This is a genomic window from Klebsiella sp. JB_Kp031, from assembly GCF_040064295.1.
Classification (GTDB): Bacteria; Pseudomonadota; Gammaproteobacteria; order Enterobacterales; family Enterobacteriaceae; genus Klebsiella; species Klebsiella quasipneumoniae.
Genome location: NZ_JBEAJW010000020.1, coordinates 1 through 19188 on the forward strand (window position 1 = coordinate 1; position 19188 = coordinate 19188).

General features: G+C 57.3%; 17 protein-coding genes. 9 read left to right on the plus strand and 8 right to left on the minus strand.

Annotation, left to right across the window (positions count from 1 at the left end; genetic code table 11):
- Window positions 1–480 precede the first annotated feature (480 nt).
- The gene (locus ABLV64_RS05765; RefSeq protein ID WP_085845888.1) at window positions 481–1779 is read left to right on the plus strand and encodes an MFS transporter; all 1299 of its coding nucleotides are present in this window, start codon (window positions 481–483) and stop codon (window positions 1777–1779) included.
- 3 nt (window positions 1780–1782) lie between these two features.
- Here the strand turns inward: ABLV64_RS05765 and ABLV64_RS05770 are convergent, their stop codons facing one another.
- From ABLV64_RS05770 to trxC, 5 genes are all read right to left on the minus strand, one after another.
- Window positions 1783–2106, minus strand: coding sequence for a YfiM family lipoprotein (locus ABLV64_RS05770; protein WP_004201811.1), 324 nt, complete (start codon window positions 2104–2106; stop codon window positions 1783–1785).
- 41 nt (window positions 2107–2147) lie between these two features.
- A complete protein-coding gene (pssA, locus tag ABLV64_RS05775; RefSeq protein ID WP_004201812.1) occupies window positions 2148–3503 on the minus strand; it encodes a CDP-diacylglycerol--serine O-phosphatidyltransferase in 1356 nt (451 codons plus the stop codon).
- Window positions 3504–3623: 120 nt separating this feature from the next.
- The gene (gene pat, locus ABLV64_RS05780; RefSeq protein ID WP_032456474.1) at window positions 3624–6275 is read right to left on the minus strand and encodes a protein lysine acetyltransferase; all 2652 of its coding nucleotides are present in this window, start codon (window positions 6273–6275) and stop codon (window positions 3624–3626) included.
- A 34-nt stretch (window positions 6276–6309) separates the two neighbouring features.
- Window positions 6310–7008, minus strand: a complete 699-nt coding sequence (gene tapT, locus ABLV64_RS05785; RefSeq protein ID WP_032456473.1) for a tRNA-uridine aminocarboxypropyltransferase — start codon at window positions 7006–7008, stop codon at window positions 6310–6312.
- 69 nt (window positions 7009–7077) lie between these two features.
- Complete coding sequence (gene trxC, locus ABLV64_RS05790) at window positions 7078–7503, minus strand: thioredoxin TrxC (RefSeq protein WP_002914091.1); 426 nt, start codon at window positions 7501–7503, stop codon at window positions 7078–7080.
- 203 nt (window positions 7504–7706) lie between these two features.
- Here trxC and ABLV64_RS05795 point away from each other — a divergent pair, with 203 nt between their 5' ends.
- Window positions 7707–8792, plus strand: a complete 1086-nt coding sequence (locus ABLV64_RS05795; RefSeq protein WP_023318890.1) for a tRNA/rRNA methyltransferase — start codon at window positions 7707–7709, stop codon at window positions 8790–8792.
- A gap of 55 nt (window positions 8793–8847) precedes the next feature.
- Here ABLV64_RS05795 and ung read toward each other — a convergent pair whose 3' ends face one another.
- Window positions 8848–9537 (minus strand): uracil-DNA glycosylase, encoded by a 690-nt coding sequence (gene ung, locus ABLV64_RS05800; protein ID WP_004201816.1) that lies wholly within the window; start codon window positions 9535–9537, stop codon window positions 8848–8850.
- A gap of 311 nt (window positions 9538–9848) precedes the next feature.
- On the opposite strand from ung, the gene grcA reads away from it, so the two are divergent.
- The gene (gene grcA / locus ABLV64_RS05805) at window positions 9849–10232 is read left to right on the plus strand and encodes an autonomous glycyl radical cofactor GrcA (RefSeq protein ID WP_002914084.1); all 384 of its coding nucleotides are present in this window, start codon (window positions 9849–9851) and stop codon (window positions 10230–10232) included.
- A 46-nt stretch (window positions 10233–10278) separates the two neighbouring features.
- Here grcA and srmB read toward each other — a convergent pair whose 3' ends face one another.
- Window positions 10279–11610, minus strand: coding sequence for an ATP-dependent RNA helicase SrmB (srmB, locus tag ABLV64_RS05810; RefSeq protein ID WP_004201817.1), 1332 nt, complete (start codon window positions 11608–11610; stop codon window positions 10279–10281).
- Window positions 11611–11741: 131 nt separating this feature from the next.
- On the opposite strand from srmB, the gene ABLV64_RS05815 reads away from it, so the two are divergent.
- Window positions 11742–12479, plus strand: a complete 738-nt coding sequence (locus tag ABLV64_RS05815) for a tRNA1(Val) (adenine(37)-N6)-methyltransferase (RefSeq protein ID WP_004201818.1) — start codon at window positions 11742–11744, stop codon at window positions 12477–12479.
- On the opposite strand, the gene nadB is transcribed toward ABLV64_RS05815, so the two are convergent.
- A complete protein-coding gene (nadB, locus tag ABLV64_RS05820) occupies window positions 12464–14083 on the minus strand; it encodes an L-aspartate oxidase (RefSeq protein WP_004201819.1) in 1620 nt (539 codons plus the stop codon). The two genes, ABLV64_RS05815 and nadB, sit on opposite strands and share 16 nt — an antisense overlap.
- Before the next feature lie 420 nt (window positions 14084–14503).
- On the opposite strand from nadB, the gene rpoE reads away from it, so the two are divergent.
- The 5 genes from rpoE (at window position 14504) to lepA (ending at window position 19179) form a co-directional block, all read left to right on the plus strand.
- Window positions 14504–15079 carry an RNA polymerase sigma factor RpoE gene (gene rpoE / locus ABLV64_RS05825; protein WP_002914074.1) on the plus strand — a complete coding sequence of 192 codons (576 nt, stop codon included), beginning with the start codon at window positions 14504–14506 and terminating at the stop codon, window positions 15077–15079.
- Window positions 15080–15111: 32 nt separating this feature from the next.
- Window positions 15112–15762, plus strand: coding sequence for an anti-sigma-E factor RseA (rseA, locus tag ABLV64_RS05830; RefSeq protein WP_004201820.1), 651 nt, complete (start codon window positions 15112–15114; stop codon window positions 15760–15762).
- Window positions 15762–16718, plus strand: coding sequence for a sigma-E factor regulatory protein RseB (gene rseB / locus ABLV64_RS05835; RefSeq protein WP_004201821.1), 957 nt, complete (start codon window positions 15762–15764; stop codon window positions 16716–16718). Before rseA ends, rseB begins: the two co-directional genes overlap by 1 nt.
- On the plus strand, window positions 16715–17194 hold the full coding sequence (gene rseC / locus ABLV64_RS05840; protein WP_004201822.1) for a SoxR-reducing system protein RseC: 480 nt from the start codon (window positions 16715–16717) through the stop codon (window positions 17192–17194). The genes rseB and rseC overlap by 4 nt, the downstream gene beginning before the upstream one ends.
- Window positions 17195–17379: 185 nt before the next feature.
- Complete coding sequence (lepA, locus tag ABLV64_RS05845) at window positions 17380–19179, plus strand: translation elongation factor 4 (RefSeq protein ID WP_004201823.1); 1800 nt, start codon at window positions 17380–17382, stop codon at window positions 19177–19179.
- The last annotated feature ends 9 nt before the right edge of the window (window positions 19180–19188 follow it).

The window sequence follows — 19188 nt, forward strand, 5'->3', positions numbered from 1 at the left end:
CGATGGTAGTGTGGGGTCTCCCCATGTGAGAGTAGGGAACTGCCAGGCATCAAATAAAGCAGAAAGCTCAGTCGGAAGGCTGAGCTTTTTTGCGTTTGTGTCATCCGGGGAAGATGCCGGCATGCCTCCCCGGTGGCGCTGCGCTTTACGGGGCTACGGGTCCGACATGGGGCCACGCCCCGGTAGCCCGGCCAGGGGGGCTCAGCACCGCCTCCGGCGAAAATCCCACCATATCTCCCTCATCATCTTCATTCAAAGCAACATAAAACCCCGTCGTGGCAATCCCTTCGCCATAATCCACTTTTTCCTTGCTCCTGCGCTGGCGTTGATCGCGAAAACCGTGCTTGCGAAAAAAAATGTGAATGCAATCACATATAAAGATATAACAATTATATAACATTTAGTTTACTAACTAATTTGTCTGCGTGACGTGGTACGCCCGACAAGACAGATTGCAGTCTTTGCTGGAGCAATATAACAATGACAGAGAGTAGCATTACCGAACGGGCCGCGCCGGAGCAGGCTGACACCCGTCGTCGTATTTGGGCAATTGTTGGCGCTTCCTCGGGAAATCTGGTTGAGTGGTTTGATTTTTACGTCTACTCATTCTGCTCGCTCTATTTTGCCCATATCTTCTTTCCATCCGGAAATACCACCACTCAACTTTTACAAACGGCAGGCGTATTCGCCGCCGGATTTCTGATGCGTCCTATCGGTGGCTGGCTGTTTGGTCGGATCGCTGACCGCCGCGGACGTAAAACGTCCATGCTTATTTCGGTCTGCATGATGTGCTTTGGTTCACTGGTAATTGCCTGCCTGCCGGGCTATGCAGTCATCGGCACCTGGGCTCCGGCGTTGCTTCTGTTGGCCCGTCTGTTCCAGGGGCTGTCGGTCGGGGGAGAATATGGCACCAGCGCGACCTATATGAGTGAAGTGGCGATTGAAGGAAAGAAAGGCTTCTACGCCTCCTTCCAGTACGTCACGTTAATTGGCGGACAGCTACTGGCGGTATTAGTGGTCGTGGCGCTCCAGCAGGTGCTGAGCGACGAAGATCTGCATGCATGGGGATGGCGTATTCCTTTTGCTCTCGGGGCAGTACTGGCCATCGTCGCGCTGTGGCTGCGTCGCCAGCTGGACGAAACCTCAAAGCAGGAGACCCGGGCGCTGAAAGAGGCTGGCTCATTTAAAGGGTTGTGGCGTAATCGCCGGGCCTTCGTGATGGTGTTGGGCTTTACCGCCGCCGGATCGCTGACCTTTTATACCTTTACTACCTATATGCAAAAGTATCTGGTCAACACGGCGGGAATGACGGCCAGCACCGCCAGCGTGATCATGACTGCGGCGCTGTTCGTTTATATGCTGGTTCAACCGCTGTTCGGCGCTTTTTCGGATAAAGTAGGCCGCCGTACCTCCATGCTGTGCTTTGGCGTACTGGCGACATTATTTACCGTGCCTATCCTGAGCGCCTTGCAAAAAGTGAGCTCCCCCTATTCTGCCTTCGGCCTGGTGATCTGCGCCTTGCTGATTGTCAGTTTCTATACCTCGATCAGCGGCATCCTGAAGGCCGAGATGTTCCCGGCGCAGGTTCGTGCGCTTGGGGTAGGGCTTTCCTATGCCGTCGCGAATGCCCTGTTTGGCGGCTCGGCGGAGTATGTCGCGCTGTCGCTTAAATCGGCGGGGATAGAGCACGCTTTTTACTGGTACGTAACGGTGATGGCGGCCATCGCCTTCCTGGTCTCCCTGATGCTGCATCGCAAGGGCAAAGGCCTGCGTCTTTAGCCGCTACTGGTGCGCCAGTTGCCACACAGCGTAGCCGGTGGTCGCGCCGGCTACATCCCAGGCGAAATCCTTCCAGCTCCAGCCGCTCCCTGCCGGGCGGCTGTCCCAAAGCTCTTTTGAGGCGCCGAGGCTGACAGAAAACATCAGGCCGATAGCGGCGCTGCGGTCCCGGCTGTAACCCTGATGTTGCGCATATTCATTGCCCGCGGCAGACAGCATCGCCGAGGCCAGAAAATGCTGGGCTTTGTCCTGACCGGACCATGCATCATTTGCCATGTGGCTGCAGCCCGTTAACATCAGCGAAGCAATCACGATTATCGTACGCATAGTGCTTCCAGAAAAAAGCCCCGTCGAGGCGGGGCTGATTGTCAGAGAATACGGCTGATCAGCCGGTCGATGCGGATCCGCCGCAGTCGGCGGATCAGTTTACGCACTTTCACCGGGTAGTCGGCAATACTTTGCAGATCCCGATAATGTTTCACCACCGTGGTGTGGGTGCGGATGAGCTTCAGCTCTTTCTCCCGCATGGCCCCCAACTGCTGCTTTGGATCGTGGATCAGAATGGCATTTTCCAGATCGAGTCGCCAGGCGCGCGGGTTAAGGTTGTTGCCGGTGAGCAGCATCCACTCATCATCAACCCACATGCCTTTCAGGTGGTAGCTGTTATCGTCATCCTTCCACAGGCGGACGATCAGCTGATCGGTATTCACATAATACTGCAGCCGGCTGAGGAAACGCCGCAGGTTGATTTCATACAGATAAGGAAGCGCGCCGATGATTTTAAACGGCTGATCTTCGGGAATATAGAAATCGTTAGCGGTTTTATCGCCGACAATAATCTCCACCTGTTTACCGTCGCGTAGCAGCTGGATGATATTTCTTACCAGCACGGCAGGAAGGTTGAAGTAGGGGGTGCAGATCGTTAACTTGTGCTCGGCACAGGGCATCAGGTGAAAGATAGTTTTGTTCAGCAGGCTGGATTTCCCCAGGCCTACCAGCGGGGTGACGGAGAGTTCTTCGTCACCGGCGGTGCCGACAAAATGGTAGCTGCGGTCGCGGAGCTCCTGACGGTACTGGCGAATGTCGTTTTTGATTTCCGGACTTTTTGGCCGATCCGGTCTGTCGAGACGATTCACACCGCGTCCCTGAACCAGATTATTGTCGACCCAGTCAAACATGACGTCCGCCATTTTGCCGTTTCGGATGCACTGATAGCGATCATAGCGGTACTTATCATGCTGATGCAGATAAACATCGTTCAGGCTGGCGCCGCTGTAGAGGACGCAGTCATCGATAATAAAGCCTTTGAAATGGAGAACGCCGAGCGCCTCCCGGGTGTTAATCGGCACGCCGTAAACGGGGATCTCTACGCCCGGATTTTCAGTGGCCATCCGGCAATACCAGTCGGCGTTGGTGTTGGAGGCGGCGGCGCCGATACGGCCACGTTGAGCGCGGTGCCAGTCCACGAGGACGCGAACATCCAGTTGCGGACGCTGACGCTTGGCGTCATACAGGGCCTGCAAAATTCCTTTTCCGCCATCATCTTGCTCCAGGTAGAGCGCAATAATGCATATACGCTGAGTGGCGTTGGCAATCCGGGTCAGTAACGCTTCCCTGAAATCCGCAGGGGCGTAAAAGAACTCTACATCATCAACTGACTGAGAAAGCTTAGGGAGTTGGGCAAGGTGTTGTTGATGTTTATTACGCTTAAATTTTGACAACATCACAGTGCGTTTCTTCTCTGTTTATTGAAGGGTCTTCTGTACCATGCAGACGACGTAAGCGGGCAATAATACCATTACTACCCGCTAATGTGGTCAACAATTGCGGTCAGCGTCGCGCGATTATCCCTGATTCAGGGGCAGCGACAGACTGACAATCCCATCTTCCAGCTGAATATCAACGGTGAATCCCAGCTTTCTGGCGAGGCCGATCATGCCTCGGTTATTCGGCATCGTAATCCCATTCAGCCGTTGCAGGCCATGGCTTTGCGTATAGGCGATCAGCTTTTCCAGCAGCCTTCGGCCCAGGCCTAACCCTTTCAAATCTGAACGGACCAGCACAGCAAACTCGGCATCAATATTATCAGGGTCGGAGATCGCCCGCGTCACGCCAAGGATCTCGCTCTGTTCCGCGGTGGTCCTGACGGCGACAAACGCCATTTCTCGATCGTAGTCGATCTGGGTCATATTGGCTAAGTCGTCATGGGTAAATTCGTTGATCTCACTAAAATAGCGATAATAGAGATCTTCTTTGGTGACCTGGGCGATAAACGCGAGCAGCTGCGGTTCATCTTCCGGCAGGATCGGCCGGAACAGACAGCGATCGCCATTTTTCATCACCACCCACTCCTCCAGCTGGTGCGGATAGGGACGAATAGCGAGACGGCTTTCACTGTCGCCGCTGAAGGGTGCAAGCCCAAGGGTAACATCCAGCGCCGTAAACTCGTTGCCGGAGGCGAGCAGGGGATGAATATCCAGGCGCTGGATCTCCGGGCAGTCGACGATCAGGTTCGAGACCTGAACCAGCAGCTGGCTTAAGCCCGCGATATCCAGCGGTCGCAATGCGCTGCGGCCGCGGATCTTCTTATTTTTGATCGCCTGGATCACCAGATAACGCGCCAGGTTCATATTCAGCGGCGGCAGCGCCACGGCGGCCTGGTCCTCGGCCCGCCACTCCACGCCGCCTTCGCCCAACATAATCAACGGGCCGAAGAGAGGATCGTGCTCAACCACCACTCTCAGCTCCTGGGCGCCGGCGCGATTGGCCATACTCTGCACCAGCAGGCCATGAATGCGCGCCCGGGGCCAGGCCAGCCTGACGCGATCGATCATCGCATCCGCTGCCTGCTGCACTTCTGCCGCGGTACGCAGATACAACATGACCCCCTGTACTTCTGATTTGTGCGGAATATCCGGGGAACGCAGCTTCAACGCAACCGGATAGCCTATCTGCTCAGCAATATGCACCGCTTCCGCGCTGTCAGCAGCGATCCAGGTTGGCAGTGTGTGGATGCCGTAGGCCCGGAGTACCGGGCTGACCTCGTGGGTATCCAGCGTGGTGGCGCCGTCATCGATCGCTTGCTGGAGCAGGGCATGCGCCTCGCTGGTATTGGCGGTTAACGAGTCCGGCAGCACGGGGGTCTCGCGTAGCTGTTTCTGGTTACGGCGGTACTCGACCATATGCATAAAGGCGGTGATGGTCCCCTCCGGCGTACGGTAGGTGGGAAGGCCGGCATCGCTGAACAGCCGTCGCGCCTCCTGGGAGGAGAATTCGCCGCACCAGTTGGTCAGCACGGTGACATATTTGCCACGCGGATGGTGCTTCAGGGCGTCGATCAGCGCCAGGGCGCTCTCGGTGCCCGGCGCGGCGGCGCTGGGAGAGTGGATCACCAGTAGCGCGTCATAGTCCTGGCTGTTAAGCAGAATATTCACCGCCCGCTGATAATGTTCGCTGCTGGCGTCATCGCGTAGATCCAGTGGGTTGGCGATCTCGACGCCGCCCGGCAGCGCCTGGCGCAGAGCCTCGCGCGTCTCCTCGCTGAGGGTCGCCAGCTTACCGTTACGCAACCAAAGCTCATCCAGCGCCAGCGCCGCCGGCGCCGCGCCGTTGCTGACGATCATCAGTTTTTCACCGCGCAGCGGGCGCATATGGCTCAGGGTTTCCACGGCGGAGAAGAGCTCATGGGTATCCTGGACCCGCAGTAGACCAGCACGCTGGATGGCCGCATCCCATGCCGGATCCATCCCGGAGTTGACGTGCAACAGCTTCTGCGCCGCGGGACTACGGCCGCTTTTAATCACCAGGATCGGCTTGTTTCGCGAGGCGCTGCGCGCGGCGGAAACAAACCGGCGCGCGTCGCTGAGATGCTCAAGGTAGAGCAAAATGGCGCTGGTTTTGCTGTCGCGGGCCAGAAAGTCCAGCAGGTCATCGACATCTATATCCAGACTATCACCCAGCGCGATGAAGTAGGAAAACCCCATCTCGCGCTGTTGCGCCCAATCAAGGATGGTGTTGGAGACGGCAGCCGATTGCGAGATAAAGGCCAGTTTACCGCGATGGATCGGCACCGGCGAAAAGCTGGCGTTCAACCCTTGCCACGGCGCCAGCAGGCCGAGACTGTTGGGGCCGAGCAGGCGCATCTGATGGCGGGTGGCGCACGCCAGCAGCGCCGGATACTGCTCAGGCTGCGAAGAAAGAATGATGCAGGTCTTGCAGCCTTTCTGCCCCAGGGCTTCAAGCAACTCGAGATTACGCCGCGCGTTGGTACAGAGTACCGCCAGATCCGGCGTAAAGGGCAGGCTCTCGATGGTGGGCCACGCCAGCACCCCGAGCACCGCCTTCCAGGCGGGGGTCACCGGCAGCACCGGGCCATTGAAGCCACCGGCTAGCAGGTTGCGCATCATGAGATAGCCAGCGCGCTGCGGTTTCATTGATGCGCCAATAACGGCGATGGACTTTGGTCGCAGCAGTGCTTCCAGGCCTCGTTGGCTCATACCGGTCTCCTTTCATCCCAGTGACCGAATGATTTTAAACGTTTTCCACCTGGTCCGCTGTGATACTGCCCTTATGCTGGGTTTTTCCCGCCAGGTAACGGGTCCGGAAGCGGGTGAAGTGTTCGCCAAGCGCTGCGGCGGCCGGTGCATCGCCCGCCAGGTCCAGCAGGGCGATGGCCACTTCCGCGGTACAATATTGTCCATCGGCGTGCGCCTCGCGCAGATGGTAGGCTGAGATGCGGGACAGATCGACGGAGATTATCGGTAGCGCGTCCAGATAAGGGCTCTTACGGAACATTTTACGCGCTTCGGTCCAGGTGCCGTCGAGCATGATAAACAGCGGCGGTTTGCCAGACGGCGGCGCGCTCAGGACCTGGCGCTCCGGCCCGGCGTAGGAGGCGGGGAACACCACCATCGGCTGGTAATCGGGATGGGCGACCAGGTCAAGCAGCCCCTGCGGCGGCTCGGTTCTCGACCATTGATAAGCCTCGGTATTCGGCAGAATATCGGCGATGAGCCGACCGGTGTTGCTGGGCTTCATCGGTTCCGTATCAAACATCACCAGGCAAAAGCGGCTGGTGGACTGCGCCGGCGTTAACGTGGCGCACAGACACTGCTTGAGCGGCAGCAGACAGCGCTGGCAGCGGCGGATGCGATTACCGCGCGCAAGGAAAGGGCGGGTGGCTCGCGCGAGACGTTCGGCGCGCAGGCGAAGGACAGCGTTATCAGTCATGGGAGTCGCTAATGAAAAGCGCTATTGTCGCAGAGGCTAAAACGGGGCACAAGCGGTGCCCCGGAAGGATTACTGCTGTCCGGCTTCGTTCAGCCAGCTATCAAATGGCGCTTTTGGCACCGCGCCATTGAGCATGTCGATCACTTCGCCATTTTTGAACATCATAATGGTCGGGATGCTGCGGATACGAAACCGTGCGCTAAGCTCACGTTCCGCTTCGGTGTTAACTTTCACAAAGCGCATCTTCCCGCTACGCTCTTCCGCAACGTCTTCAAAGATCGGCGCGAAGCTACGGCAGGGACCGCACCATGGCGCCCAGAAATCAACAACGACCGGCAGATCGTCCTTTAAGAGTTTATCCAGCGTTGCCCCGGTCGCGTTGATGACGTCGCCGTCAAAAAGATCGTGACCGCAGCGTCCGCACTTTGCGCCATCCGCGCTACGATCGTCCGGGAGGCGGTTCAGAGCCTGACAACTGGCACAAACGGTATTCATAACTAACCTCTGGTTATGGGTTGCAACGTGGCACGTGGCCGATATGTTTCTGTGATGTTACATATTATCGATTAAGTGTTATTTAAGGACAATGCGTTTTGTTCGATGAGTGCAATAGAGGCCGGCTTTTAAACGAAATCATGGCGAAGCGATGACACATCGGGTAATCTGCGCGCTTCGCGCAGCGCAGGTGGAGAAAATTGATGAGCGACGAACTGAAAAATAAAAGCGGCAAGGTCAAAGTGATGTATGTCCGCAGTGATGATGATTCTGACAAACGCACCCATAACCCACGTACCGGGAAAGGGGGAGGTCGTCCAGGAAAATCTCGTGTTGACGGCCGCAGCCGCCCTGCGCGTGACGAACGAAACAGCCGCGGTGACGATCGTAAACGCGATGACCGCAAGCGTGATGAGCGCAAGCGCGATGATTTTCATCGTGACGATGCGTCCCCGTGGCGTACCGTTTCCCGCGCCCCTGGCGATGAGACGCCGGTAAAAGAAGATCACGGCGGGATCAGCGGGAAGAGCTTTATCGATCCGGAAGTACTGCGTCGCCAGCGCGCGGAAGAGACCCGCGTGTATGGTGAAAACGCCTGTCAGGCCCTGTTCCAGAGCCGCCCGGAAGCTATTGTCCGCGCCTGGTTTATTCAGAGCGTGACGCCGCGTTTTAAAGAGGCGCTGCGCTGGATGGCGGCTAACCGTAAAGCCTATCATGTGGTTGATGAAGCCGAGCTGGCGAAAGCCTCCGGGACCGATCACCACGGCGGCGTCTGCTTCCTGATCAAAAAACGCCACGGCACCTCTGTTGCCCAGTGGGTCGCGAAGGCCGCAGAAGAAGATTGCGTTCTGGCGCTGGAAGACGTGGGTAACCCGCACAACCTCGGGGCGATCATGCGCAGCTGCGCGCACTTCGGCGTGAAGGGCGTTGTGGTTCAGGATGCCGGCGTGCTGGAGTCCGGCGCGGCGATCCGTACGGCGGAAGGCGGTGCGGAACATGTTGAGCCGATCACCGGCGACAGCTTCATCGATACTCTTGATCAATTCCGTCAGGCGGGCTACGCGATTGTCTCGACCTCCAGCCATAATGGTACCCCGCTGTTTAAAGCCGAGCTGCCGAAGAAAATGGTGCTGGTGTTAGGCCAGGAGCGCGATGGCCTGTCGGATGCAGCGATCTCCAGCGCGGACCTCAGCGTCGCCATCGATGGTACCGGCAATGTCGAAAGCCTGAACGTCTCTGTGGCGACCGGCGTTCTGCTGGCGGAGTGGTGGCGTCAGAACAAGGCGTAATACCTGTCCCTGAATAAAAAAGCCAGCTGATGCTGGCTTTTTTTATGGCTGTCGATCACTCGCTTTCGGCGGGAAGGACCGGCATCCAGTCAATCGGCGCTTCGCCGCGCTCGGTCAGCCACTGATTGGTCTGCACGAAATGGTTGCTGCCAAAGAAGCCGCGATGTGCAGAGAGCGGTGACGGGTGCGGCGCCTTCAGTACGCAGTGGCGCTGGCGATCGATAATCGCGCCTTTCTTCTGTGCATGGGAGCCCCACAGTAGAAAGACCACTCCCTCGCAATGCTCATTGATTAACGCGATTACCTTATCGGTAAACGTTTCCCAGCCGAGACTGGCGTGCGAGTGCGCCTGCCCGGCGCGGACGGTCAGGACCGTATTCAGCAGGAGCACTCCCTGGCGCGCCCAGCTTTCCAGGTAACCATGGGTAGGGCGGGTAAAGCCAGGGATAGTGGCCTCGAGCTCTTTGTACATATTTAGCAGCGAGGGCGGGATGGCGACGCCCGGGCGAACCGAGAACGCCAGACCGTGGGCTTGCCCCGGGCCGTGATAGGGGTCCTGGCCGAGAATGACGACTTTGACATCGCCCAGTTCGGTAAAGCGAAACGCATTGAAGACGTCTTTTTGCGGTGGATAGATGGTGATCCCGGACTGGCGCTCTTCGGCGACGGTCTTCAGAGTATTGAGAAAATAGGGTTGTTGCTTTTCATCCGCCAGCACGTCATGCCAGGTTAAAGGGGTGGTCATCTTGCTCTCCTGCAAAGGGTCATTGCTATAGCTTAACGGCTTCTTTCTACAGAACAAAATCGGCACGGCTCAACGCGGGCCTTCATGCAAAAAAAATTGAAAATTTACAAAATTATTTATAGCAGCGCATGGCGTAACTTGATGTAAAACAATAAAATCCTTGCATACCCACTTAGAGTGAGTGGTTTTTATTGATTTACATCAAAGAATGCCGAAGGGGCGGCTGATATATATACACTCATACAACAATGGTTTTACCAATTGGCCGCGAAGAGGCCAAAATCGAATAAACACTGCCTGGGAGGCATCAAATGATTACTGGTATCCAAATTACTAAAGCGGCAAACGACGACCTGCTGAACTCTTTCTGGCTGCTGGATAGTGAAAAAGGCGAAGCGCGCTGCCTGTGCGCCAAAGGTGGTTTTGCGGAAGATGACGTGGTGGCGGTCAGCAAACTGGGTGAAATCGAATACCGTGAGATCCCGGTAGACGTGAAACCAGAAGTTCGCGTGGAAGGCGGTCAGCACCTGAACGTTAACGTGCTGCGTCGTGAAACCCTGCTGGACGCGGTTGAACATCCGGAAAAATATCCGCAGCTGACCATTCGTGTTTCTGGCTACGCGGTGCGCTTCAACTCCCTGACGCCGGAACAGCAGCGCGACGTTATCGCTCGTACCTTTACCGAAAGCCTGTAAGGCTAACGCCAGATGTGAAAACGCCGGGATAACCCGGCGTTTTTTTTTACTCTTCGTTGGGCGCTGATGGCGTCCCGGCTGCGCTTGGTTTCCGGCGCTTACCGATATTTTTCGTATCGCGGTGGCGCTTTTTCACCCGCGGCTTTTCTTTTTCTTTCTCTTTTTTCTCGGCGCGTTTCGCCAGCACTTTCTTCGATGGTTTACCGGTCAGCTTCTCGCTTGGCGCGCGGGTTTTTGGTCGCAATTCATCAATCACCCGAGCTTTCAGCGGTTCTTCAACGTAGCGGCCGATCTTGCCCAGCAACAGGTGGTCGTGCGCTTCAACCAGCGAAATCGCGGTGCCTTTCTTACCTGCACGCCCGGTACGACCGATACGGTGCAGATAGATGTCGGCGGTGCGCGGCATATCGAAGTTAAAGACGTGGCTGACGTCCGGAATATCGATACCGCGGGCGGCGACGTCGGTAGCGATCAGCACGTTTACGCGGCCATCGGTCAGACGCTTGATGGCTTCGTTACGCTTGGCCTGCACCATCTCGCCTTCCAGCCAGCAGGTGTTAATCCCGGCTTCACGCAGCCAGTTGGCCAGCTCATGCACGCGCTCGCGCTTGCGCACAAAGACGATAGCGCGGGTAGCTTCCGGCTGTTGCAGCAGATTCACCAGCAGTTTGGTTTTATGTTCGATATCGTCAGCGCGGTAGTACCATTGATGGATTTTCTTGCGCTCGCGAGTCGACGGGTTAGCGGAAACTTCAACCGGCTCCTCCAGAAGACGTTCGGCGAAGTCTTTGATCGCATCGCCTTCGAGCGTCGCGGAGAACAGCATGGTCTGCTTGCGCCAGCGGGTTTCACCGGCGATGGTTTCGATATCCTGCGCAAAGCCCATGTCCAGCATGCGGTCGGCTTCATCGAGGATTAGGGTCTCGACGGCGCGGCAGTCGAAGTTCTCTTCTTTTATATACTGCAGCAGGCGACCAGTGGTGGCGACCACGATGTCCTGGTTTTCGCTGAACACTTCCGCGTGGTTCATGTAGGCTACGCCGCCGGTAATGGTGGCGATATCCAGATGGGTATGCTTTGCCAGCTCGCGGGCGTGGTCAGCCACCTGCATCGCCAGCTCGCGGGTCGGCGTCAGGATAAGAATACGCGGCGGGCCGGATTTCTTACGCGGGAAATCGAGCAGGTGCTGCAACGCTGGCAGCAGATACGCCGCCGTTTTACCAGTGCCGGTCGGCGCTGAACCGAGGATGTCACGGCCATCGAGCGCAGGCGGAATAGCGGCGGCCTGAATGGCTGTCGGGCGAGTGAAACCTTTATCCTGGAGGGCCTCCAGCAGGTTTTCGTCGAGTTCAAGTTCGGAAAAAGTCGTTACAGTCATGTTCTACCTCTGAGTGGGCCGCCGATTATAGACGTTACTGACGTAATGTTCATCTGTTTGTAAGGCTATCTGTTCTCCGGTATTGTGCATAGCCTTACGTTCAGGAGTTTTTGTCGGCAAGGTTATTGAGGATGTCTCAGTCGAAGTTTGCGCTGCCGCGCAATGGTTTTACCTTCAAACAGTTTTTTATCGCCCACGATCGTTGCGCGATGAAGGTGGGTACCGACGGCATTTTGCTCGGTGCCTGGGCGCCGATTGCCGGGGTGAAGCATGTGCTGGATATTGGCGCGGGCAGCGGTCTGCTGGCGCTAATGCTCGCCCAGCGTACCGGCGATGATGTATGTATCGATGCGGTTGAACTGGACGCAGAGGCCGCCGCCCAGGCGCAGGAAAATGCTCTCGCGTCGCCATGGGCTGCGCGGGTTGAGGTCTGTCAGGCCGATATTCATCAGTGGCAGCCGCCGCAGACCCGACGCTATCAACTGATAATCAGTAACCCGCCCTTTTTTGCGGAAGGGGTGCCTTGCGCCACCTCGCAGCGGGAGCAGGCGCGGTATACCACTACGCTCGATCACGCTTCTCTGCTGACCTGCGCCGCTGAACATATCACCGAAGAAGGCTTTTTTTGCGTGGTGCTGCCGGTAGATATCGGTAATGCGTTTATCGAACGGGCAACCGCGATGGGCTGGCACCTGCGACTGCGCACTGACGTGGCGGAGACCGAGCTGCGGCCGCCGCACCGGGTGCTGCTGGCTTTCTCCCCGACGGCGGGGGAGTGTTTCAGCGACAGGCTGGCGATTCGCGGGCCAGAGCAGCAGTATTCTGAAGGCTTTACCGCTCTGACCGAGGATTTTTATCTCTTTATGTGAGCCAGGGGCGACAGTATCGACGGGCCGCTGTTCGGCAGCGACTGCGGATAATCGAGGGTGTAATGCAGACCGCGGCTCTCTTTGCGCAACATCGCGCAGCGTACGATAAGCTCCGCCACCTGCACCAGATTGCGCAGCTCCAGCAGATTATTCGAGACGCGGAAGCGGGCGTAATACTCATCCAGCTCCTGCTGCAGCATGGTAATGCGCCGCAGGGCGCGCTCCAGCCTGCGGGTGGTGCGCACAATCCCCACGTAATCCCACATCAGCAGCCGCAGCTCGTGCCAGTTATGCTGGATAACCACCAGTTCATCCGGGATCTCCACCTGACTTTCATCCCACGCCGGCAGGGTGCTAACCTTCTGGGCCAGCGGCAGGCGTCGGGCAATATCTTCCGCGGCGGACCAGCCGTAAACCAGGCACTCCAGCAGCGAGTTCGAGGCCATACGGTTCGCGCCGTGCAGCCCGGTATAGCTGACTTCGCCGATAGCGTATAACCCATCGACGTCGGTGCGGCCATTATCATCCACCATCACGCCGCCGCAGGTGTAATGTGCGGCAGGGACGACCGGCACCGGATCTTTGGTTAAATCAATTCCCAGGCCGAGCAGCTTTTCGTAAATCATCGGGAAGTGCTGGCGAACAAACGCCTCGGGTTTATGGCTGATATCAAGAAACATACAGTCCACGCCAAGGCGCTTCATCTCATGATCGATGGCGCGGGCGACGATATCGCGTGGGGCCAGCTCGCCGCGTTCGTCAAAGTCCGGCATAAAGCGGGTGCCGTCCGGGCGTTTAAGGTGGGCGCCTTCGCCGCGCAGCGCTTCGGTAAGCAGGAAGTTGCGCGCCTGCGGATGATACAGCGCGGTGGGGTGAAACTGATTAAATTCCAGATTTGCCACCCGGCAGCCCGCCCGCCAGGCCATCGCGATACCGTCTCCGGAAGAGACGTCGGGGTTAGTGGTGTATTGATAAACCTTGGCGGCTCCGCCGGTGGCGAGCACCACCGCCTTCGCGCTGCAGGTTTCCACGCGCTCTTTATTGCGGTTCCAGATCCACGCCCCGACCACCCGGCGCGTACCTGGCAAGCCAATCTTATCCGATACGATCAAGTCGACGGCATTGCTGCGCTCAAGGATGCGGATATTGGGGTGGGCGAGGGCTTTATCGACCAAAGTCGTCTCCACCGCTTTGCCGGTAGCGTCGGCGGCGTGGAGAATGCGCCGATGGCTGTGGCCCCCTTCGCGCGTGAGATGATAGCTCTCTTCGCCATTGGCCTGGACCTGAGTGTCAAACAATACGCCCTGATCGATAAGCCACTGGACGCATGATCTGGCATTGCTGGCGACGAAGGTGACCGCATGGCGATCGCATAACCCTGCGCCGGCAATCAGGGTATCTTCGACATGGGATTCAATACTGTCCGTCTCGTCGAAAACGGCGGCAATCCCGCCCTGGGCATAGAACGTAGAACCTTCGCTGATCGGCCCTTTACTCAGCACGGTCACCGAACTGTGCTCTGCCAGGCGCAGCGCAAGGGAGAGGCCGGCAGCGCCGCTGCCGATAATCAACACATCACAAGAGAAGTCAGGAGTGGTATTCATCGTCTTTGTTTAATTTACTAAACACATTTAGCTCACAATAGCACCAGCTCGTGAGGAATCGTACATTTTTTTTGGCGGGCGTTGTGACGGCTAAACAGCAGGCGAGCGGAAACGGTCTGGAGCACGGCGAAAATGAGACGCGTGGCAGGTTGATAGCATTGGATTTTATAGTGAAATAAACGCCGTGTTACGATACCCTTCAGGCGGGCCTGCGCTTTTTCTTATTGACTAACCTATCGTTTAGCAACCAGGGCATATAATGATTGATAACGATCTGCCGCCGTTGCCAGACAAAAAACAAAAAGCGTAACGGAACTTTATTGTTTTCATACACTCCAACAGTCAGCTTGCTCATAATGCAGATTTTGGGTGGTGTTTTGAAGACGCATGGGAATTGGGTTTGGGGAGACATTACCTCGGATGAGCGAGCAGTTAACGGATCAGGTCCTTGTTGAACGGGTCCAGAAAGGAGATCAGAAAGCGTTTAATTTGCTGGTAGTGCGCTATCAGCATAAGGTCGCGAGCCTGGTTTCCCGCTATGTACCGCCGGGCGATATCGCTGACGTCGTTCAGGAATCGTTCGTTAAGGCATGGCGTGCGCTGGACTCTTTCCGGGGAGATAGCGCTTTTTACACCTGGTTATACCGTATCGCCGTCAATACGGCGAAGAATTATCTGGTTGCTCAGGGACGCCGTCCGCCGTCCAGCGATGTTGACGCCAACGAGGCGGAAAACTTCGAAAGCGGCGGAGCGTTGAAAGAAATTTCGAACCCTGAGAACTTAATGTTGTCAGAAGAACTGAGACAAATAGTTTTTCGTACCATTGAATCGCTCCCGGAAGATTTACGCATGGCAATTACGTTACGGGAGCTGGATGGCCTGAGCTATGAAGAGATAGCCGCTATCATGGATTGTCCGGTTGGGACGGTGCGTTCGCGTATCTTCCGGGCGCGAGAAGCTATTGATAATAAAGTTCAACCGCTTATCAGGCGTTGACGATAGCGGAATACTGGAAAAGGGTATCAGGCATGCAGAAAGAAAAACTTTCGGCTTTAATGGATGGTGAAACGCTGGATAACGAACTGCTCAACGAGCTGAGTCGTTCTTCTGAGATGCAAAAAACCTGGGAGAGTTACCACCTTATCCGCGATACGCTGCGTGGCGATACCGCAGAGGTGCTGCAATTTGATATCTCCGCCCGGGTGATGGCCGCCATTGAAAATGAGCCCGTTCGTCAGACGGCGCCGCTTATTCCTGAATCTCAGCCCGCACCACACCAGTGGCGGCAGATGCCGTTCTGGAACAAAGTGCGTCCGTGGGCCAGCTCACTGACCCAGATGGGCGTTGCCGCCTGCGTATCGCTTGCGGTTATCGTCGGCGTCCAGCACTATAATGGGCAGTCTGATGCCGCTCAGCAGCCAGAGGCGCCGGTGTTCAATACGCTGCCAATGATGGGCAAAGCGAGCCCGGTAAGTCTTGGCGTACCGGCTGACGCATCAGCAGGTAGCGGCCAGCAGGCTCAGGTCCAGGAACAGCGCCGGCGGATTAACGCCATGCTGCAGGACTACGAACTGCAGCGCCGCCTGCACGCTGAGCAGCTTCAGTTTGGCCAGGCCCAGACTCAGCAGGCCGCAGTCCAGGTGCCGGGTTATCAAACTTTAGGAACGCAATCGCAGTAATGAAGCAACTTTGGTGTGCCATGTCGCTCATGGCAGGCAGTCTGTTGTTCTCTGTCAACGCCTCGGCTGATACATCGTCCGGGGCGTTGTTGCAGCAGATGAACCTGGCCAGCCAGTCCCTCAACTATGAGCTCTCGTTCGTCAGCATCAGCAAACAAGGCGTTGAGTCGCTGCGCTATCGTCACGCGCGACTGAACAATCAACCGCTGGCGCAGCTTCTGCAGCTGGACGGTCCGCGCCGGGAAGTGGTCCTGCGCGGTACGGAAATCAGCTATTTTGAACCCGGCCTCGATCCGTTCACCCTGAACGGCGACTATATCGTCGATTCGCTGCCGTCGCTGGTTTACAGCGATTTCAAACGTCTCAGCGCAGCCTATGATTTTATCTCCGTGGGCCGTACCCGTATCGCCGACCGCCTCTGCGACGTGATCCGCGTCGTGGCTCGCGACGGCACGCGCTATAGCTTTATCGCCTGGCTGGACGCTGAGACTAAGCTGCCGCTGCGCGTTGATTTACTCGACCGCGACGGTGAAACACTGGAGCAGTTCCGGGTCGTCTCTTTCAACGTTGGCGATAACGTCAGCGCCAGCATGGAGACGCTGGCAAAAGCGAATTTGCCGCCGCAGCTGTCGGTGCCTGAAGGGGGCGACAAAGCCAACTTCAACTGGGCGCCGACGTGGCTCCCTCAGGGCATGACTGAGGTTTCCAGCAGCCAGCGTCGTCTACCCACCTTTGATGGTCCGGTAGAATCACGTCTCTATTCCGACGGCTTGTTCAGCTTCTCGATCAATATCAACCGCGCCACCGCGGCCAGCAGCGACCAGCTGTTGCGCACCGGCCGACGCACCGTCAGCACGACGGTACGCGATAACGCGGAGATCACCGTGGTGGGCGAACTGCCGCCGCAGACGGCGAAGCGTATCTCAGACAGCATTAAATTCAAGGCAGTACAATGATCAAAGAGTGGGCCACCGTGGTTTCCTGGCATAACGGCGTGGCGCAGGTGCACTGCGACGTTAAAGCCTCCTGCAGCAGTTGCGCCTCCCGCGCCGGCTGCGGCAGCCGGGTATTAAACAAGCTGGGGCCGCAGACCAGCCATACCATCAGCGTGCCCTGCGAGCAGCCGTTGACGGCGGGGCAAAAAGTGGAGCTGGGGATCGCCGAGAGCAGTCTGCTGGGTTCGGCGCTGTTGGTCTACATGGCGCCGCTGGTGGGGCTGTTTGTGATGGCGTCGATTTTCCAGGTGCTGTTTGCCAGCGATATCGCGTCACTTTGCGGCGCGCTGCTGGGCGGCGTCGGCGGGTTCCTGGTGGCGCGCGGTCTGTCGCCGCAGCTGGCAGCGCGCCAGTCGTGGCAGCCGGTGATCCTGAGCGTCGCGTTGCCGCCGGATCTGGTGCGTATCGAAACGCCTTCCTCCGACATGGGTCAGTGATTTCACTGGCCCTTATCTTTATTTACCCTTCCTGTTACAACGCCACAATTTCTGCGGTTATGCTGGATCTAACAGCATTTCCTGGTTTCAAGGATGTAGTGTAGAATGCGGCGTTTTCGGATTAAAAAACGTCAGGCACAGTACAGCGGCCTCATGATACTCGTAAGGCATAATTAACTCTAAATATGAAGAATATACGTAACTTTTCGATCATCGCTCACATCGACCACGGTAAGTCGACGCTGTCTGACCGTATCATCCAGATTTGCGGTGGCCTTTCTGATCGTGAAATGGAAGCCCAGGTTCTGGACTCCATGGATCTTGAGCGCGAACGCGGGATCACTATCAAGGCGCAGAGCGTCACCCTGGACTATAAGGCCAACGACGGTGAGACCTATCAGCTGAACTTTATCGACACCCCGGGCCACGTGGACTTCTCCTATGAAGTCTCCCGTTCCCTCGCCGCGTGCGAAGGCGCGCTGCTGGTGGTTGACGCCGGGCAGGGCGTAGAAGCCCAGACCCTGGCCAACTGCTACACCGCCATGGAGATGGACCTGGAGGTCGTTCCGGTACTCAACAAGATCGACCTGCCTGCGGCCGACCCTGAGCGCGTAGCGGACGAGATTGAAGATATCGTCGGGATCGATGCCCACGATGCGGTGCGCTGCTCGGCGAAAACCGGCGTCGGCGTGACCGACGTGCTGGAGCGTCTGGTGCGCGATATTCCGCCGCCGGAAGGCGATCCGGACGCGCCGCTGCAGGCGCTGATTATCGACTCCTGGTTCGATAACTACCTCGGCGTGGTGTCGCTGGTGCGGATTAAAAACGGCACCATGCGCAAGGGCGATAAGATCAAGGTCATGAGCACCGGCCAGGTCTATAACGCCGACCGTCTGGGCATCTTTACCCCGAAACAGGTTGACCGTACCGAGCTGAAATGCGGCGAGGTAGGCTGGCTGGTCTGCGCGATCAAAGACATCCTCGGCGCGCCGGTGGGCGATACCCTGACCGCCGCCCGCAACCCGGCAGACAAAGCGCTGCCTGGCTTTAAGAAGGTGAAACCGCAGGTGTATGCCGGCCTGTTCCCGGTGAGCTCCGATGATTATGAAGCTTTCCGCGATGCGCTGGGCAAACTGAGCCTCAACGACGCCTCTCTGTTCTACGAGCCGGAAAGTTCTACCGCGCTGGGCTTCGGCTTCCGCTGCGGCTTCCTCGGCCTGCTGCACATGGAGATCATTCAGGAGCGTCTGGAGCGTGAATACGATCTCGACCTGATCACCACCGCGCCGACGGTAGTTTACGAAGTGGAGACCACCTCCAAAGAAGTTATCTACGTCGACAGCCCGTCCAAGCTGCCGCCGCTGAATAATATTCAGGAGCTGCGCGAGCCGATCGCCGAGTGTCACATGCTGCTGCCGCAGGAGTTCCTCGGCAACGTGATCACTCTGTGCGTGGAGAAACGTGGTGTGCAGACCAACATGGTTTACCACGGTAAACAGGTGGCGCTGACCTACGAAATCCCGATGGCGGAAGTGGTGCTCGACTTCTTCGACCGTCTGAAGTCTACCTCCCGCGGCTATGCGTCGCTGGACTACAACTTCAAACGCTTCCAGGCGTCGAACATGGTACGCGTCGATGTGCTGATCAACGGCGAGCGCGTCGATGCGCTGGCTCTGATCACCCACAACGATAACGCGCCGTATCGCGGCCGCGAGCTGGTGGAAAAGATGAAAGATCTTATTCCGCGTCAGCAGTTCGACATCGCGATTCAGGCGGCCATCGGCAACCACATCATCGCGCGCTCTACCGTGAAACAGCTGCGTAAAAACGTGCTGGCGAAATGCTACGGCGGTGACGTCAGCCGTAAGAAAAAGCTGCTGCAGAAGCAGAAAGAAGGTAAGAAGCGTATGAAGCAGGTCGGTAACGTTGAACTGCCGCAGGAAGCGTTCCTCGCCATTCTGCACGTTGGTAAAGACGGCAAATAACCCTAAGGA

Coding starts and splice junctions, on each gene's coding strand:
- trxC (WP_002914091.1), bottom strand. CDS start 7,503: ATGAATACCGTTTGTGCCAGTTGTCAGGCTCTGAACCGCCTCCCGGAC.
- rseC (WP_004201822.1), top strand. CDS start 16,715: ATGATCAAAGAGTGGGCCACCGTGGTTTCCTGGCATAACGGCGTGGCG.
- ABLV64_RS05795 (WP_023318890.1), top strand. CDS start 7,707: ATGAGCGACGAACTGAAAAATAAAAGCGGCAAGGTCAAAGTGATGTAT.
- rseA (WP_004201820.1), top strand. CDS start 15,112: ATGCAGAAAGAAAAACTTTCGGCTTTAATGGATGGTGAAACGCTGGAT.
- ung (WP_004201816.1), bottom strand. CDS start 9,537: ATGACCACCCCTTTAACCTGGCATGACGTGCTGGCGGATGAAAAGCAA.
- ABLV64_RS05815 (WP_004201818.1), top strand. CDS start 11,742: ATGTCTCAGTCGAAGTTTGCGCTGCCGCGCAATGGTTTTACCTTCAAA.
- rseB (WP_004201821.1), top strand. CDS start 15,762: ATGAAGCAACTTTGGTGTGCCATGTCGCTCATGGCAGGCAGTCTGTTG.
- pssA (WP_004201812.1), bottom strand. CDS start 3,503: ATGTTGTCAAAATTTAAGCGTAATAAACATCAACAACACCTTGCCCAA.
- nadB (WP_004201819.1), bottom strand. CDS start 14,083: ATGAATACCACTCCTGACTTCTCTTGTGATGTGTTGATTATCGGCAGC.
- pat (WP_032456474.1), bottom strand. CDS start 6,275: ATGAGCCAACGAGGCCTGGAAGCACTGCTGCGACCAAAGTCCATCGCC.
- ABLV64_RS05770 (WP_004201811.1), bottom strand. CDS start 2,106: ATGCGTACGATAATCGTGATTGCTTCGCTGATGTTAACGGGCTGCAGC.
- srmB (WP_004201817.1), bottom strand. CDS start 11,610: ATGACTGTAACGACTTTTTCCGAACTTGAACTCGACGAAAACCTGCTG.
- rpoE (WP_002914074.1), top strand. CDS start 14,504: ATGAGCGAGCAGTTAACGGATCAGGTCCTTGTTGAACGGGTCCAGAAA.
- lepA (WP_004201823.1), top strand. CDS start 17,380: ATGAAGAATATACGTAACTTTTCGATCATCGCTCACATCGACCACGGT.
- ABLV64_RS05765 (WP_085845888.1), top strand. CDS start 481: ATGACAGAGAGTAGCATTACCGAACGGGCCGCGCCGGAGCAGGCTGAC.
- grcA (WP_002914084.1), top strand. CDS start 9,849: ATGATTACTGGTATCCAAATTACTAAAGCGGCAAACGACGACCTGCTG.
- tapT (WP_032456473.1), bottom strand. CDS start 7,008: ATGACTGATAACGCTGTCCTTCGCCTGCGCGCCGAACGTCTCGCGCGA.